This window comes from Roseateles amylovorans (assembly GCF_025398155.2).
In the GTDB taxonomy this organism is placed as follows: Bacteria; Pseudomonadota; Gammaproteobacteria; order Burkholderiales; family Burkholderiaceae_C; genus Roseateles; species Roseateles amylovorans.
On the sequence record NZ_CP104562.2, the window covers coordinates 2224674 to 2240656 of the forward strand.

At 65.8% G+C, this 15983-nt stretch carries 15 protein-coding genes; 7 read left to right on the plus strand and 8 right to left on the minus strand.

The annotated features are described in order from the left end of the window. Positions 1-46 precede the first annotated feature (46 nt). From N4261_RS09535 to N4261_RS09560, 6 genes are all read left to right on the plus strand, one after another. Positions 47-1153 (plus strand): hypothetical protein, encoded by a 1107-nt coding sequence (locus tag N4261_RS09535; protein WP_261759920.1) that lies wholly within the window; start codon positions 47-49, stop codon positions 1151-1153. A 92-nt stretch (positions 1154-1245) separates the two neighbouring features. Then, complete coding sequence (locus tag N4261_RS09540) at positions 1246-2025, plus strand: hypothetical protein (RefSeq protein ID WP_261759921.1); 780 nt, start codon at positions 1246-1248, stop codon at positions 2023-2025. 252 nt (positions 2026-2277) lie between these two features. Continuing rightward, positions 2278-3380, plus strand: a protein-coding gene (locus N4261_RS09545) for an IS3 family transposase (RefSeq protein ID WP_261759922.1) whose coding sequence is annotated in 2 segments (ribosomal slippage) — positions 2278-2536 and positions 2536-3380 — 1104 coding nt in all. Because the reading frame shifts where the segments join, the coding sequence is not laid out codon by codon here. A gap of 54 nt (positions 3381-3434) precedes the next feature. Further along, entirely contained in the window at positions 3435-3716 is a 282-nt protein-coding gene (locus N4261_RS09550; RefSeq protein WP_261759923.1) for a hypothetical protein, read from the plus strand. Positions 3717-4149: 433 nt separating this feature from the next. After that, positions 4150-6033 (plus strand): DNA internalization-related competence protein ComEC/Rec2, encoded by a 1884-nt coding sequence (locus N4261_RS09555; RefSeq protein ID WP_261759924.1) that lies wholly within the window; start codon positions 4150-4152, stop codon positions 6031-6033. Further along, on the plus strand, positions 5948-6835 hold the full coding sequence (locus tag N4261_RS09560; RefSeq protein WP_261759925.1) for a hypothetical protein: 888 nt from the start codon (positions 5948-5950) through the stop codon (positions 6833-6835). Before N4261_RS09555 ends, N4261_RS09560 begins: the two co-directional genes overlap by 86 nt. Positions 6836-6935: 100 nt before the next feature. Here the strand turns inward: N4261_RS09560 and N4261_RS09565 are convergent, their stop codons facing one another. Together N4261_RS09565 and N4261_RS09570 are read right to left on the minus strand one after the other, a co-directional pair. Then, on the minus strand, positions 6936-7136 hold the full coding sequence (locus tag N4261_RS09565; RefSeq protein WP_261759926.1) for a hypothetical protein: 201 nt from the start codon (positions 7134-7136) through the stop codon (positions 6936-6938). After that, complete coding sequence (locus tag N4261_RS09570) at positions 7133-7579, minus strand: hypothetical protein (protein ID WP_261759927.1); 447 nt, start codon at positions 7577-7579, stop codon at positions 7133-7135. Before N4261_RS09570 ends, N4261_RS09565 begins: the two co-directional genes overlap by 4 nt. Positions 7580-8051: 472 nt before the next feature. Between N4261_RS09570 and N4261_RS09575 the strand changes: the two genes are divergently transcribed. Continuing rightward, complete coding sequence (locus N4261_RS09575) at positions 8052-8540, plus strand: hypothetical protein (protein WP_261759928.1); 489 nt, start codon at positions 8052-8054, stop codon at positions 8538-8540. 92 nt (positions 8541-8632) lie between these two features. Here the strand turns inward: N4261_RS09575 and N4261_RS09580 are convergent, their stop codons facing one another. From N4261_RS09580 to N4261_RS09605, 6 genes are all read right to left on the minus strand, one after another. Then, positions 8633-9487: a hypothetical protein gene (locus N4261_RS09580; RefSeq protein ID WP_261759929.1), complete on the minus strand. Its 855-nt coding sequence runs from the start codon at positions 9485-9487 to the stop codon at positions 8633-8635. Between the two features lie 48 nt (positions 9488-9535). Then, positions 9536-10378 carry a hypothetical protein gene (locus tag N4261_RS09585; RefSeq protein ID WP_261759930.1) on the minus strand — a complete coding sequence of 281 codons (843 nt, stop codon included), beginning with the start codon at positions 10376-10378 and terminating at the stop codon, positions 9536-9538. Between the two features lie 190 nt (positions 10379-10568). Further along, a complete protein-coding gene (gene mltB / locus N4261_RS09590) occupies positions 10569-11828 on the minus strand; it encodes a lytic murein transglycosylase B (RefSeq protein WP_261759931.1) in 1260 nt (419 codons plus the stop codon). Positions 11829-11882: 54 nt separating this feature from the next. Then, positions 11883-13952 carry a transglutaminase TgpA family protein gene (locus tag N4261_RS09595; protein ID WP_261759932.1) on the minus strand — a complete coding sequence of 690 codons (2070 nt, stop codon included), beginning with the start codon at positions 13950-13952 and terminating at the stop codon, positions 11883-11885. Further along, positions 13949-14983 (minus strand): DUF58 domain-containing protein, encoded by a 1035-nt coding sequence (locus tag N4261_RS09600; RefSeq protein WP_261759933.1) that lies wholly within the window; start codon positions 14981-14983, stop codon positions 13949-13951. The genes N4261_RS09595 and N4261_RS09600 overlap by 4 nt, the downstream gene beginning before the upstream one ends. Before the next feature lie 14 nt (positions 14984-14997). Continuing rightward, complete coding sequence (locus N4261_RS09605; RefSeq protein ID WP_261759934.1) at positions 14998-15933, minus strand: AAA family ATPase; 936 nt, start codon at positions 15931-15933, stop codon at positions 14998-15000. Between the last annotated feature and the right edge of the window lie 50 nt (positions 15934-15983).

Here is a 15983-nt window from a genome sequence, read left to right on the forward strand (position 1 = left end):
CCGTGGCAAGCGCTTGGTCTCTCAACCTCGTCATCAGGAAGAAGTCATGACCAATAGAGCGATTTTGTCGCTTGCCTCCGTATGTCTACTCTCCGCCTGTGCCACTGCTACGAGATTCAACGACGCCATGGAGGGTGCGGTTAAGACGACAAAGAGTGCAGGCGACGTCATTGACGCAGCTGAGAAGGACCTGATTCGCGCGCACGCTATCGGCGCGGTTGAGTACACCCTGGGAGTGGGCGTCACCTTGGAGGATTTGACCTGCAGGCCGAGGCCGGGCGTCTCGGCTACTGCCGAGTCGTTGAAGGTTTTTTCGGACGCAACTGACTTGGTGGCCAAGGTCGCAAAGAAGCCCGACGACACGACGTACGCTGGATACATCGCAAAGTTGAAGGCTGACCGGGAAGCCGCCAAGGCGCCTCAGGGCGCAGAAGAGGCCATGCAACTGAAGGCCAAAGAAGCCGAGGCGGCCGTAAGGCGCTGCTCGGAAACATTCCAAGCCGACACCTCGGCTGAACCCAAGCTGGGGCCGGCAAAGTCGGTCGGAACGACGGACGCAAATGCGCTCGCAATCATCGGAGCGCTGGACAAGGTTTTCAAAACTCTGCTCTCGGCAATTGAAGCTGCTGAACGAGATGCGGCCGTGAAGGCTACCGTCGAAGCGGTCATTCCTCCGATGGAGGAGGCGCGAGACCGGCTTAAGAAGAAGTACGACGGAGGCGACTATGGACCAGTCGTTCGATTCAATGCCGCGCCTGCCGAAATTGTGGAGATGAACCGTACGGTGCTCGGCGGTGCCATCACACTCGAACGGTGGTATGTGGCCCGAAAAATCAATGTTCTTTGGGTTCGGCTGGAGACGTCGTGCCGTTCGGATAAGGCGAAGAAGGCGAAAACCGAAGGCATGGACTGCTTAGCGGACCACGCTGTGCGTGCTGACGTTGATGCGCTTGTTGAGGCCATCTACGCCTATCGCGGCTTGGCGCCGCTCGACAGCAAGAAGATTTTGGAGAAGCTCGACAAGTCAATTGTTGACGCCAAGAACTCTAAGGCTGTCAAGACGGCCGACTTGCTTGAGGGCATTGCCACGGTCGCGGGCTCGCTTTCCGATATCTCCGACGCTTGGGAGAAGTACAAGAAGGCGAAGGAATAGCCTTGACAGCGCATGTAGCTATCGTGCCCCTTGTGCCAGTGCAGAACGCTGGCTACTGGGCGCGCGTTGCTGCTGCTGTCCAAGCGCAGGTCATGGAGCTCTACACGACATGGCTGAATTTTGACGTGCCGCCTGCGACGGTGATGTTCTATCCCAGCATGGCAGCGGCACCCGCGAGTTCACTTTTCGTCCTCGTAGTAGCTGATGCCGGAGGACGCGCGGGGATGCACGTTCCGCCGGCAAAGCCGGGCGACCCGCCGAATCGGCCAATAGGCTCCTACGCAGTCGTGCAGTTCAGACCCAACGATTCGTTGTGGGCCTACGCTGTGAGTCACGAAGTGCTCGAGATGCTGGTCGACCCAGGTGGCAACCGAGTCGCAAACGGCATGGCTCCCGGCACTGGGGCCATACCAGCGCAATACTTGATGGAAGTTTGCGACCCATGCCAGGACCTGACCCATGCGTACAAGCTCTCCCCGTTTGACGACGTGTTCCTGTGCGACTTCTGCCTGCCTGCTTTCTATGGCCTCAACAGTGGCACGAAGTTCACCCGCACCGGCAGCATTACTCAGCCCTTGCGCATCGCCAACGGCGGCAGCTTGGTGTTCCGCACTGAGCAGCATGGCTGGCTGAAGTGGACATCTGGCGGTGTCGTGCCCGTAGACCCAGCTACCGCGACCATCACAGCAGCAGACAACATTCGGGGAACCTTGGACCGAGTGGATGGCTACGCTGGTCCACACCAGGAGCTCAGTAGTCGAGCGGTTCGGAACAAGGGGCTTGGCAAAGGGCTGCGGACTACAGGGAAAGGGGCCGAGGACTCTCGCGCCCGAGTGGCGGCACACGCCAAGCGGCTAGGTATCAAAACTTAGAGCTCTCTAGCACCGCGGTCAGTATCACGGTTAGGCGCACTTTAATCGCGCAGCGGCTGCTTGATGCCTGCATTGGTAGCGCCCATTGTGCCACCGTCACGACTGCGGCGACGATAGCGGCCACCCGTGAACAACTTTCGACGTTCGCAAAGGTGCGTGGTGATGCACACGTTTGCCTACCCCGAACTGACCTGCCCGGTTTCTCCGAGACGTTGATTTCCAGAGAAGATGGCTCCATCCCAAGAGGAGCCCATGAGAAAGAGTCGATTCACGGAAGAGCAGATGGTGGCGATCCTGCGCGAGGCAGACCGCACCACGGTGGCGGAAGCGGCCAAGAAGCACAAGGTCAGCGAGCCCACGATCTACGCTTGGCGCAAGCACTTCGGCCAGCTTGAAGTGGCTGACGTCAAGCGCTTGAAGGCCCTGGAGCTGGAGAACAGCCGGCTCAAGAAGCTGCTGGCTGAGCGTGATCTGGACATCGAGGTCCTGAAGGAGATCAACGCAAAAAAATGGTGAGCCCGCCGGCTCGACGCGCCCAGGTCGCCTTCGCTCGCGAGCGCGGCCTGAGTCTGCGTCGGGCTTGCGGGCTCGTCGGCATGTCCCGGGCCACGCCCAGCTACAAGCCGCGCATGCTGGCCAAGGATGCGCCAGTGATCGAGGCGATGAAGGAGTTGTCGGCCCAGTACCCACGCTACGGTTACCGGCGCATCCGCATCTTCCTGCGCCGACGCGGATTCGAACTGAGCTGGTCGCGCACGCATCGGCTGTGGCGACAGGCGGGTCTGCTGGTGCCCAGGAAGCGCTCGCGCAAGCGCATTACCTCCAAGCGGCCGCGCGTGCACATGCCGTTCAAGGCCAACATGGTCTGGGCCTATGACTTCGTCTTCGACACCACGGCCACCGGCCAGCAGCTCAAATGCCTGACCGTCATCGACGAGTACACGCGTGATTGCCTGGCCATCGACGTGGCCGGCTCCATCCGATCCAAGCGCGTGATCGAGGTGCTATCACGGCTGGTGAGCGTGCACGGAGCGCCGCTGTTCATGCGTTCGGACAACGGGCCGGAGTTCGTTAGCATGGCCATCCTGGAATGGATCGCCGGCGCCGGAATCGCGACCGTGCTCAACGACCCGGGCAAGCCCTGGCAGAACGGTACCGACGAGAGCTTCAACGGCAAGTTCCGCGACGAGTGCCTGTCGGTCGAATGGTTCCGCTCGCGCCGTGAGGCCAAGGTCGTCATCGAGTCCTGGCGTCAGCACTACAACGAGGTCAGGCCGCACAGCAGCCTGCAATACTTGACCCCGACGGAGTTCAAGCTGCAACTCCGTCAAGACCCGCAACCCGCCGTCTTCTAGGAACTACTGTCTCGAAATTCCCGAGCAGGTCACGATGACATCAACAACCATGTGATGAGCAAGAAGTGCTCGGGCTCGTTCTCGATGCTCTTCGGCGGCGCTCGTTGGAACGCAGAGGTGGCGGAGCAGGAGGCAGTGCACGTGGTGCAAAAGGCATGCTGGCCGGTGAACATGGCCGAGGGTCTGGACCATGAGGCCAATCCGCTTTACCAAGGATGGGCCGAAATGCAGCGCTGGGGTCTTAGCGAGGACCTGCTGCTCACGCTGCGAGTGAAGTCGCATCCGCGGTTGGACCAGCCTGAGCTGTGGATTGATGTCAAGGCGATGCCGGTCTGATTCGGCCCCGCCGCAGACCGCGTTGCCGCGGAGGCGGCCGGTCTGATAACGTGGCGTCGCAACTGAATTGGGGTGCCGAGAAGGATTGCTGGCATCCCAATTACGCAGAGCCCTCAGAACTTTGGACTCAATTACGCACGCGGGTTTTCTCCTAGGGAGGTGTCGGCTGCGTAATTGGGGGGCAAAACGGGTGCTTAAAAATTAGGCAGTAGTGGTCGCTTAATTTGTGAGCACTTGAGACCATCAGAGTGCGTAATTCCGGACGGGCCTAGTCGATGGCTTCAGAGGAGAGTTGGGCTGCGGCGAGCGCTTAGCGGTCAACTTTCCGAGCGGTGTTGGGGCAGTGCCGGGATGGCATAGCGGCCAACATAATTCGCTTCGGCGATTGCAGCCAACCTATTACGCAGGTTGGACTCAATTACGCACGACGACCGTGCGACCCACCGACTGGTCGCTCTACCGGGATACCGGTGTCTCGCACCTGCTGTCGGTGAGTGGCCTGCATGTGACCATGTTTTCGTGGCTGGCCGGCCTGCTGGGCGGGCGGCTCTGGCGGCGCAGCAGTTGGCTGTGTCTGCACTGCCCGGCACCGCGCGCGGCGATGTGGATCGGCACCGTGGCGGCCGGGCTGTATGCGGTGTTCTCCGGCTGGGGTGTGCCGGCCCAGCGCACCTTCGGTCTGGTGCTGACGCTGTCGGTGCTGCGGCAGGTCGGGGTGCGCTGGCCGTGGGGCCTGAGCCTGGCGGTGGCGGCGCTGGCGGTCGGATTGATGGACCCTTGGGCGCTGACCCAGCCGGGGTTCTGGCTGTCGTTTTGCGCGGTGGCCTTGCTGATGGCCAGCGGCGTGCCGGCCGAGCCGGGCCTGTCGGGGGCGCTGGCATCGACCGTTCGCGCGCAATGGACGATCACGCTGGGCCTGGCCCCGCTGACGCTGCTGCTGTTCCAGCAGTTGTCGATCATCGGCCTGCTGGCCAATGCAGTGGCGATTCCATGGGTGTCGTATGTCATCACGCCGATGGCAATGCTGGGCGCGGTCTGGGCGCCGCTGTGGACCGTCGGCGCCTGGATGGTGGCGGGTCTTCATGCCTTTCTGGAGGCACTGCGCGGGCTGCCGCTGGCCGTGTGGCATCTGCCCTGGGCGCCTGTTTGGGCGCAGGCGCTCGGCTTGGTCGGTGGGGTGATCGCCGCATTGCCGTGGGCCTGGACCTGGCGGCTGTGCGGCGTTGCGCTGGCCTTGCCGCTGCTGTGGCCTCAAACGCCGCGTCCACCGCCGGGCGTGCTGGAACTCTGGGTGCCGGATGTGGGGCAGGGCGGCGCGGCGGTGCTGCGCACGCATCGCCATACGCTGCTGTTTGACGCCGGCCCGCGATGGGGCCCCGGCGCGGATGCCGGCGATCGGGTGTTGCTGCCATTGCTGCGCGGCCTGGGCGACCGGCGCGTGGATCTGCTGATGGTCAGCCATGCAGACCAGGACCATGCCGGCGGCGCCGCCAGCGTGCTGGACGGGCTGCCAGTGGCCCGACGGCGAGGTGCGGTGCGGGGCGCCCAGCCTTGCGTGCGTGGCGAGGCGTGGACCTGGGACGGCGTTCGCTTCGAGGTGCTCTCACCCGAAGCGGGCGAAGCGGATGAGGCCACCGATCGACGTCGCAATGGATCGTCCTGCGTGCTGATGGCGGAGGCGGGCGGGCGACGCGTGCTGCTGACCGGGGACATCGACATCGCACGGGAGCGGCGGCTGCTGAGGCTGTACGGGGATGGGCAGGGCGCCGGCGAACTGAGTGAGCGACGTGCGGATGCCGATGGGCGCGCCGTCGACGGACCGGTGGGCGATGAGGCCGATGAGGGCGATGAGGCGGTGCCGAGCGGGCTGCGTGCGGAGGTGATGGTGGTGCCGCATCACGGCAGCAAGACGTCGTCGTCGCTGGCGTTTGTGCGGGCGGTGGGGCCGCGGGTCGCGGTGGCGCAGTCGGGGTATCTGAACCGCTTCGGCCACCCTCGGGAGGAGGTGGTGGCGCGTTATCGGGCCCTCGGCACGACCTGGCTCAACACCGTGGATTGCGGCGCCTGGCAATGGCGCAGCGATGGACCGCTGGCGACACAGGCGCCGGAACTGGGGTGCGAACGGTCGCGGCGGAGACGGTATTGGTTGCGACCGCCGATGGCGTTGGTGGATGCGGAAGACGGTGATGAGGTGACCGAGGACGTTAATCTGGAGTCAAATGATTCACACGATGTCTCGACTTGCGATCGCTGCCTCCTCTTTGCTGGCGCTGGCCGCCCTTCCGACGGTCGGTCACGCCCAGGCGGATCTCCGTGATGCGGCGTCCCTCAGGTTCGACAGCGGGTTCGCCGGTCCACCGGCCCGCACCTGGCCGACGGATGCACCGCCTGTGCGCTTCTATTTCGGTCCTGGTGCCTCAGCGCCTTCGTGCGGCCTGTTGGTCGCGTCCGGTAGACAGGTGGTGTCGCTGGTGGAGCCCGATGAGGGAAGCGACTTCCCGCAGTGCATCGGTGTGCCGGCCGCCATGGTGCTTCGGCAGGGCCAACAGCGCTTCCTGCTGCTTCGGGTGAAGCAAAAGGACACCCGTGAGGACATCAGCCTGAACGACATGCTGCTGCTTGATGCCGGCGGTGTGCCGCAGGCGCGGGACGATCTCTCCGCGACAACCGCACCCGACGCCACCCAGCCGCTCACGCAGGTGGCGGCCTGGCTGCGAGCGCGGTGGGCCAATCAGGCGGAAGCGGAGCAGGGTGCCCGCGCGCTGCAGGAGCACACCGCGACCACGCCGGGCGGCTACCTGGCCGTTTCCCAGCAGCCTGGGGGCCAATGTCAGTTCTCGGTCGGCACGCCCGAGGGGCCAGCTCCTTCGTTGAAGGTGGGCCATCCCTGCGAGCGTGTGGTGGCTACCTCGGCATTCCAACAAGGCGCTGCGTCGTGGTTCTTGGTGGTGCTCCAAGTGCATGGCGCTGGCGCGCAGGCGCTGGTTTTTGAATCGGATGCGAAGGGCGCGCGCGAGGTGCCCGAGCTGGCGTCGGCGCTGAAGACCAAGGCGGCCGATGGCAAGATCCTGCCGCTTCGACAGGCATTGCAAAAGCTCGTGAGGAAGGCTAGGAGCTAATGGGGGAGCTTCCGCTCGGGTGAGGGGCGGGGGGGCAACGTCAAGGGCCTTTGCCACGCACGGATGGCATAGAGCCACAACGCTCCAGCCGCCCTGACCATCATTTGGCACGACGTCGCCGCCAGAACATCCACACTAGGGCGCAACCCACGGCCAGCCCGCTGGCCAATCCGATCCAACCCAGCCGCCAGCCCTCGTCAATGTTCACCTGAGGGTTCGACAGCAGGATGATCAGCATGCCCACGAACGCGCACGCGAGCGGTACCGCGACAGACAAGATGAGGAGAAAGGCTCGCTTCACTTGAAGCGCTCCAGCGTGGGGCAGTTGAGGTAGAGACCTGCGGTGCTGCCGCCGGCCTGAACGATCTCTTCGAGGAAGCTTGCGCAGTTGTTTGGCGCCATGAGCCATAGCCACTTCTTGGACATCAACTGGTCGAGCTTGAATTGGGCGGCGTCGGGCTTGGTGATCTTCACCGGGCGCTGCGACAGAACCGTCTTGCGGCTTTCGCGCAGGTAGCGGCGGAAGTCGAGCTCCCGCATGTATTGGGGGCGCATGTACGGGCCCGCGACGTGGAAATAGAAGGGGGCGCCGTCGCCCACCTTGAGCAGCATGTGGCCACACGGATTCCAGCTGTCGCCGCTGACGACGACTGCCGTCGTGTGGGCCCAGTCAAATGCCTGGGGCAGGCACATGCTCAGTTCCTCGCCGTCATAGGGCGGAGGGGGCTTCTTCTTCTCGGCCATGGAATCGCACTCCCTGCGATGAATTTTGTTGCGCACAGTCTAGAACTGGTCTGCGGCCCTCCTGTGTCCGAAAGTCATCGAGGACCCGCTGCCCTTCTGCGACAGGCCCCCCCCGAGCCGATAGCTCCATGGCACATTCCTCTTGCTTTCCTTCACAACTTCTTCAGAAGTTCACGGAAGCCCGGCACCTGCCCGCAGGCAAGCCCCGTCTGCGGTGGTCCAGAAGCGTGAGCGTGGGCCCAACAGTCTCAACGCGCAACACGACCACTACCGGCAGAAGGTTCGAAAGTCCTTGATCGGGTCCGGCGCAAGGCCGGTCTGGGACGCGGACAGCATTTCGAGCCCCTGTCGACAGACCAGTACTCATGGGTCTTCCAGGGGGTTGGCTAGGAAAATGACTCGGCGCGAGTATGAAAACCAACTCCGCTGTTTGAGGACACCCTCGGCGACTCTTTGGCCAAACCGTCAGACCATGCGCACCTACCCTGAGCTAATCGCCTTCATTTGCCTGGCCGTATTGGTCCCACCCGTGGCGGCCAGCTCCAGGATGGGACCTGTCGAGGTGAGCCTGAGGGATGGACGGCCCTGCTTCTCGATGACAGCGAAAGACTGGAAACGAGACCCGAAACAGCGATTTCAGGCGCTGGTCGTCTCTGATGCCTCCGAGAAACCGGTCACCTCGGTCTGGGAGTTCCAGTCAGTGTCGCCCGATGGCATCCCCATTACCGCTGGCACGTGCTTTGGCTATGGTCAGACCGCGCCAGGTACCACCTCAACGGATCCAGCGGCGCTCAAGGCGGGCCGGGTCTACAGCGTTTCGATGAACGTCAGCCAGTCGGATAGCTCCGATCCGACCATGGGCTATGTGGGCACGTTCTGTATGGCCGAGGAGGGCGCAGAACGGCGGCTGGTCCCCGTCACCCCTGACCAACCAGCCTGGCATTCGGGCTCCTGCAAATGACCGCCCGCAAGAATTGACGCAAGGCAACGTCGCCGGCGGAACCCAGTGCGCGCGTCCAGAACAACCTGTTCAACGCCTTTCCACCCCGTCTCCTACGGCTTCTTCCTGAACTCATTCAACTGCTCCCGGCGAAAGTAGTGCACCCCATACGCCAGGGCTCCGGTGGCCGCATCGGCGTGCAGATCGCCGCTGGCGCGCAGCACCATGTAATCCGGCCCTTCCTCGATGATTTCAGCCTTGCCAAACGGGAGGCGGCTGGCGGAAACGACGCCCGCCAGATCGCGGCCGATGATGTAGAGGCTGCCAAATTCAGCCTGGGTGCCGGAGCCTTTGAGTTCCCCGCGTGCGTCCCTTTCCATCAATTGCCGAAGCACGTCGCTGCCCGCCGCGATCTCCTGGCGCAGCGTGTCGACGGTGGACGACGACGCGGACGCCATCTCCTCGCTGCTGTAGGTCGTTGGCAGGTGATACATGAAGCGGCCGACCCAGTTCGGCGCCTCCACGCGGAAGACGAGGCTCAGGCGCCATCGGGCATCCGAGCCCTCCATGATGTACACGAGTGGCTTGAGGGGCAGGGCACCTGACTGCCCGCTCAGCAGGGGCGACCCTGCCAGTTGCGCCGTCGCAATGGCGAAGGGGTCGACCTGCGCATAGTGCGACCGATAGCCGCTGGCCTGACGCTTGCGCATCTCGTCCTCCGCCAGACCGCCGACGAAGGGAATCGGGTTGAGCATGTCGACCAACTGCGCCACCGTCGACCCCGCGCTGACGATGATGTATTGCGTGCCTGGGATCGCCGCCGAGCCCGCAGGCAGTGGCGACGGCAGCGCGCGTGTGAGCTGCAGGCCCTTTCCGGCCAGATCGGCTTGCAAGGGACGGCTCTGCTGCACGTTGGCACAGCCGGCCAGCAGCAGCGCCCATGCGAGACAGACGGTGAGGTGCTTCATCGTGAGTCCAATCCTCGTGGGAGATGCGTCAGCGCCCGCTTGGCGGGTTCAGAGGCCAAACCTCAGGAAGACCTGCGGGCCATTGAATCGGTAGTCCAGCCTGCCTTTGAAGGAACTGCCGTTGCCGTCCAATTGCATGTCGTCCAAGCGCCAACCCACGCCCAGCCCGACATGGCGCGTGACGCGGTACTGGATATTGGCCTGCGCATTGACCAGATGGCCCCGATAGCCGCGGGCATTGAACTTCAACAGGTCGACGCGGCCGTCCACCAGCCAGCCCGAGGCGAAATCGTGGGCCGCGTAGGCGCCGAGCGTCGGAGCCGGTGCGTCGCGCTTGCGCTTCTCCAGAAAGAAGGGGGTCGCGACGCCGTTGACGATGGCGTCGCCTTCCATGCTCATGGCGAACTTGGTGAGATGGACACCCAGCACGAGACCGGCCTCGGACGTCGGCGTTCTCAGAAGCGAGTAGCCGCCGCTGAGCCGGAAGGTCCGGATGTCGACGCGCGCGGCGACGGCTGCATTGAAGGTGCCACCGCCGAACTCGATGCCATCGCCCGGGAATGCCAGCTCACGTCGGCTGCGGCGCAGATCGAAGTATTCGAACTCGGCGCGCCAGCGTTCAGCCAGCCGGAGCCCCACAAGGAAGGCCGGCATCGACGGATGGTCCCGCAAGCCGAGATCCTCCTCGGCGCGAAGGTCGGTGCCGCGCTGGCCGCCGCTGTCGAGACGGACCGATGTGCGCACCTGCGGACGGTAGGCCGCGATCTGGAGCCAGGCCGTGTCATCGAGCTTGGCTGTACCGCTGTTTGATGTTCCGCTGTCTGCCAGGGCGCCCGTCGATGTGGCGGCGAGTAGTCCAAGAGTCGCCATCGGGCGAAGACGGTTGAACATGGGCGAGGCTCCGCTGAGAGGATGGTCAGGGCGAAACCATCATAGGCGGCGGTTTTGGCGACGCCTTTGGACGCGTGAACCAGCAATGCGGGGCAGCGAAACAGGATCGCGAGGCGCCGCGCGGTGTGGGTCGCGAGAGATCGACCTTGGCGTCGCAGCTCAATCCCAGCTGGCTCGGCTGGGAGACGACCTACCGACCGCCCTCATCCGAGGGCGCCGACGCTGCGAATGCACCAGAAGCCGCAGTCGACGCCGTGGCCTTCACCGGCGCGTCTGCCGTTGCTGGCGCACCTGAATCCGAACGCTGACTCGTCCCCGCCCGCCGCCAACTCGCCAGCGTGTTGGCAAACTCAATCACCGCCATCGCGTAGTAGCTGCTCTGGTTGTAGCGTGTGACGGTGTAGAAGTTCTTCGTCCCCGCCACATACACGGGCGCCGCGCCGCCCATCTGCAGTTCGATCAGCGCCAGCGGCCCCACATGGCCCAGCCCTGCAATCGAAAGGTCCGCCCCCGCGGCGAGGAATTGGTTGACGTCCAACTGCGGCAGCACGTCGCTCAGCAGCAGTTGCGCCTTGGCCGCGGTGTCCACCGGCGGCTGCACCTCGTAGTGGGTGGGCAGCCCGCGCTGCCAGCCATGCGCTTTCAGGAAATTGGCGACCGAACCGATCGCATCGACCTGGCTGTTGATCAGGTCAACATGGCCATCGCCATCGAAGTCGATGGCGAACCGGCGCCAGCTTCCCGGCATGAACTGACCCCAGCCCATCGCGCCCGCGTAGGAGCCCTTCATCGCCAGCGGATCCAGCCCGTTTTCGCGCGACAGGATCAGGAACTGCCGCAGCTCGTCGCGGAAGTACTCGCTGCGGTCACGGGCGCCGGGTGGCAGTGGATTGGGATAGTCGAAGCCGAGTGTGGTCAGCGCGTCCAGCACCCGGTAGCCGCCCATGATGCGGCCGTAGAAGGTCTCGATGCCGATGATGGAGGCGATGATCTCCGCCGGCACGCCGTAGGTGGCCTCGGCTTTCGCCAGGGCCGCCTCGTTGTCGGCCCAGAAGCCCAGGCCCGCTTGCAGGCGCCGGGGTTCGATGAAACGCTGGCGGTAGGCGCCCCAGTCCTTGGCCTGACCCGGTGCACCGGGCAGGATCAGCCGCTGCACCGACGCCTGCAACCGCGCCTGTGCCAACAGCGCGCGCAAGGCACCGGGCTCGTAGCCCAGGGCGGCGGCCTCGCGGTCGGCAAACTGCATCAGGTCGGCCCGCTCGCCGAAGGCCGGCGAGGCCGCAGGCGGCACCTTGGGCTTGGCGCCGGAATTCAGCTTCAGCGGCTTCTTGTGTCCCGCCTCCACCGCCAGCGCGGGAAGCGGCATCGCCAACGCGGCCAGGGTGGCCAGCGCGGGCGCCAGGGCGGTCATCGATGTGGTGAGCAGGAGGCGGCGGCGGGAAGCAGTCATGCGGATGGGAACGAAAGAAAGTCTGGGAACAACACGGCAAGCGACGCGCCGCCTTCAGGCTCGCGCCGGGGACTGCGTCTGCTGCTTCGCCAGTGCGGCGCACTGCGCAAGAAAATCGCGCAGCCATTGTGACGTGGCCACCGGCCGGTCCTGCCGATAGCGCAGCGATTCCAAATGCAACAGCGCCTGCACCAGCGGCGCCGCAGCGTCGCCAAAGCGGGCCTGGAGCTGTGTGGCCCACAGCCGGGGGGTGTCCTGGTCGGTGGTCTGCAGGCCCAGACGGTCCAGCGCGCGTCGCACCCGGGCCCGCTGCCGAGACCACGGATCATGTGGATGCCGATGCCAGGCCGCCACGCCCGCGCCGATCAGCCCCACACCCACCATCAGCATGCCGGTCAGCTGCACCAGCACGCCCCAATCCGGATCCTGGAACCCCAGGCGCTTGAGGAACTCCAGCTGTTCACCGCCAGAGAAGTTCAGCACCCGTTGCTGCCAGCGGTTGTTGATCAATTCCCAGCCGGATCGCAAACGCCCCAGCAGCCCCGGGCTGACGCTGTCGAAGGCCTGGGCGATGGCGCCCGGCGGCACGGTCAGGCGACGGCCCTGCACCCGCTCCGGCGCAATCGCGGCGGTGGGATCCACCCGCTGCCAGCCGCGGGACGCCGTCCAGTATTCCGCCCAGGCATGGGCCTGGGCCATGCGCACGATCATGTCGCCGTCTTGCAGATCCAGGTCGGCGCCCTGGAAGCCGGTCACCACCCGGGCCGGCACGCCGGCGGCGCGCATCAGCACCACATAGGCGGCGGCAAAGTGCTCGCAGAAGCCGAGCTTGCGGTCGAACCAGAATTCGTCGATCAGATGCGGCGTGAACTCGCCGTAGACGCCCGGACTCAGCGTGTAGCTGTAGCCGTTCTGCCGGATCTGGCGGAGCAGGGCGTCGCTGATGGCCGTGGCGCGGGCGTCACCCTCCGTCGATTGAAACTGCTGCCTCAACTGCGCACCCAGTGCGCTCGCCCGCGGATTGAGGGTGGGCGGCAGGGCCAGGTCCACTTGCGACTGCGCCACCGTCTCCATCAGCCCCCAGCGTGCCAGCGGCCAGGCCTCTTGCCGCCAGCGCAGCCGCTCGGTGACGGGGCGGGGCGCTATCCACTGACCCTGGGCGCCGCGCTGCAGCATCATGCCGCCGGCGTCCATCCGGTCTCCGGCGGGCGCGGGGCTGAAGTCCAGCATCGGCAGCACGGTGACGCGCAGCGGCTCCAACGTGGCCTCGTAGCGGTAGGTCGGGCCGCTCAGGTCCACATCCCCCTGGCGCGCCTGCCAGTAGCCGCGCGACGCGTGCCAGGTGCGGCCATCGAAGCGAGACAGCACCTGCGCCCGGAAGTACAGCTGGGACTGCGGCGGCAGCCGGCCGTCGAAGCGCAGGCGCATCGCGATGGTTTCGTCCGAGCTGACTTCCGCGAAGGTGCCGAAGTCCATGGTGTCGGACAAGCCGGTGCGCGCGCCCGCATCCTTGGGCAGACCCCACAGCGGCGGCAGGCGCGGGAACAGCACGAACAGCGCCAGCATCACCGGCAGACCGTAGAGCGTGTTGCGGGCCGCGATGCGCGCCGCCAGCTTCAGGCTGGGCACGCCTTGCGGCATCTGCGCCAGCACCAGGGCGGACAGCAAGGCCCAGACGCACAGCAGCGTCCAGATCGCGACCAGCAGCGACTGCGAATACAGGAACTGGGTCAGCACCAGGAAGAAGCCGAGGAAGAAGACGACGAACGCATCCCGCCGGGCGCGCAGTTCCAGCGTCTTCAAGGCCATCAGCATCGCCAGCATGGTGATGCCCGCCTCGCGGCCGATCAGCGTCCGATGGCTCAGCCAGGTCAGCGCCATCACCACCGCCAGCACGGTGATCAGGCTCCAGCGGCCCGGCAACGCTTCGCTGCGCCAGGCCAGACGCGCGCGCCAGGCCAGCACCGCCAGCGTGACCGCGCTGCACCACCACGGCAGGTGGCCGGCGTGCGGCACCAGGGTCGCGGTGATGATGGCCAGCAGGAACAGGGTGTCGCGCGCCTCGCGCGGCAGCGGGCTGCGGCCGGCAGGCAGTGCACCGCCCAGGAGACCGGTGCGGCTCATGGTCGGTCCTCCAGCAAGGTCAGCGCTTCCATGCAGGCGCGGTAATGGTCCGGGCCAAGGTCCGGCGCCAGGCTGCGCTCGCGCAGGCGAAGGCCATAGGGCAGGCCCGCCTCTTCGGCGCGCTGCACCCAGGCAGCCAGGCGGGACAGCCGCGACTCAAAGGGCAGCCCGCGGGTGGCATCCAGGTCCAGCCATTGCTCGGAGGCGCGACTGCCCAGGCGCTCTCGCACCAACAGGGGCGCCGCGCCGTTGTTGATGCCGCCGGACGGCGGTTGCGGTTGCGCCAGTGCCATGGCGGACTTCTTCCAGAGGATCTGACGCGGCGAGTCGCCGTGTCGATAAGGCCGCAGGCCGGGATCGTCCCCCAGCCCCGGTTGGCCTTGGCCTTGGGGCAGGCCTTCGTCGCTGGCACCGGCGTCCGGCGCGTCGACCTCGGGTGAGGGATAGACCCACGCGATCGCCGCGGGACGCCACAGGCTCCAGGCACCGAATAGGCCGAGCGGGAACCGCGATTCAATGCGCAGCAGCGGCAGCTCGTGGCGGCCACGGGTGGGAAAGCTCAACTGCAGATGCAGCTGCGAATGGCCTTGCGCCGGGACGTCGGTGAAGGCGGTGTCCGCATAGCTGCCATCCGGCAGGCGAAGGCCGACGCCATACCGCTGCCCGCCCGCGTTGTGCAGCCGGATGTCCAGCAGCAGCGGCTGTCCGGCGAAGGCGGGTGCCGGGGTTTTCAGATCCAGCTTGAGCCCACGCAGATTGGAATGGGTGGCATGCATGGAGGCCAGCCCGGCGCCCGCCAGCAGGAAGGTCAGCAGATAGCCGAGGCTGAGCTGGTCGTTGATCGAGGCCAGCAGCAGCAACAGCAAGGTGGCGCAGAAGGCCGCACCCGGCCGGCTGGGCAGGATGTAGAGGTTGCGCTGGACCAACGCGGTGGTGTCGCTGCGCGGATGGCGGGCCTGCCACCAGGCGTCCCAGCGGTCCTGCCAGGGCCAGCGCCACCGCCAGGCGGGAAGGATCCGTCGACGGGCCATGGCGTTCTCGCGGGTCAGGGCAGGGGGATCGCGGCCATCATGGCCCGCACCTGCTCACGGGCGCCCCGGGCGCTGCCGCCGCGCGGGCGCAGCCGATGGGCAATCGTCTGGGGCAGGATGGCCTGGACATCATCGGGCGAGACATAGTCGCGCCCGCTCAGCAGCGCCTTGGCACGCGCTGCGCGCAGCAAGGCCAGGCCGGCGCGCGGGCTCAACCCTTCCTGGAACCATTCGCCGGAACGGGTGGCCTCCAGCAGCGCCTGCAGATAGTCCAGCAGCGCGGGCGAGACATGCACCTTCAGCACCTGCCGCTGCAGCTCGCGCAATTGCTCGGGCGTCATCACCGGCTTGAGGTGGCGCAGCAGTTCGCGGCTGTCCTCGCCCATCAGCAGTTCACGCTCCGCCTGGCGATCCGGATAGCCCAGGCTGATGCACATCAGGAAGCGGTCCAGTTGCGACTCCGGCAGCGGATGCGTGCCGAGCTGCTCGCTGGGGTTCTGGGTCGCGATGACGAAGAACGGCAGCGGCAGCGGATGGGTGGTGCCGTCCACGCTGACCTGGTATTCCTCCATCGCCTCGAGCAGCGCGCTCTGGGTCTTGGGACCGGCGCGGTTGATCTCGTCGGCCAGCAGCACCTGGCTGAAGACCGGGCCCGGGTGGAACTGGAAGGACGCGCCGCCGGTGGCGGCCGCGCCGGGGGTGTAGACGCTGACGCCGAGCAGATCGGACGGCATCAGGTCGGTGGTGAACTGCACCCGCGAGAAACGCAGCCCGAGTGAAATCGACAGCACATGCGCCAGCGTCGTCTTGCCCACGCCGGGCAGGTCTTCGATGAGCAGGTGGCCGCCCGCCAGCAGACAGGCCAGACAGTCGTCCGTCTGGGCCTGCTTGCCCTTGATGATCGTGCTAATCTGCCGGCGCAAGTCGGCCAGCGTAGGAGACAGCTGCATGGGGGCTGACGAGGAAGCTTCGGAATCCATCAGCGCACCATAACGCAAAT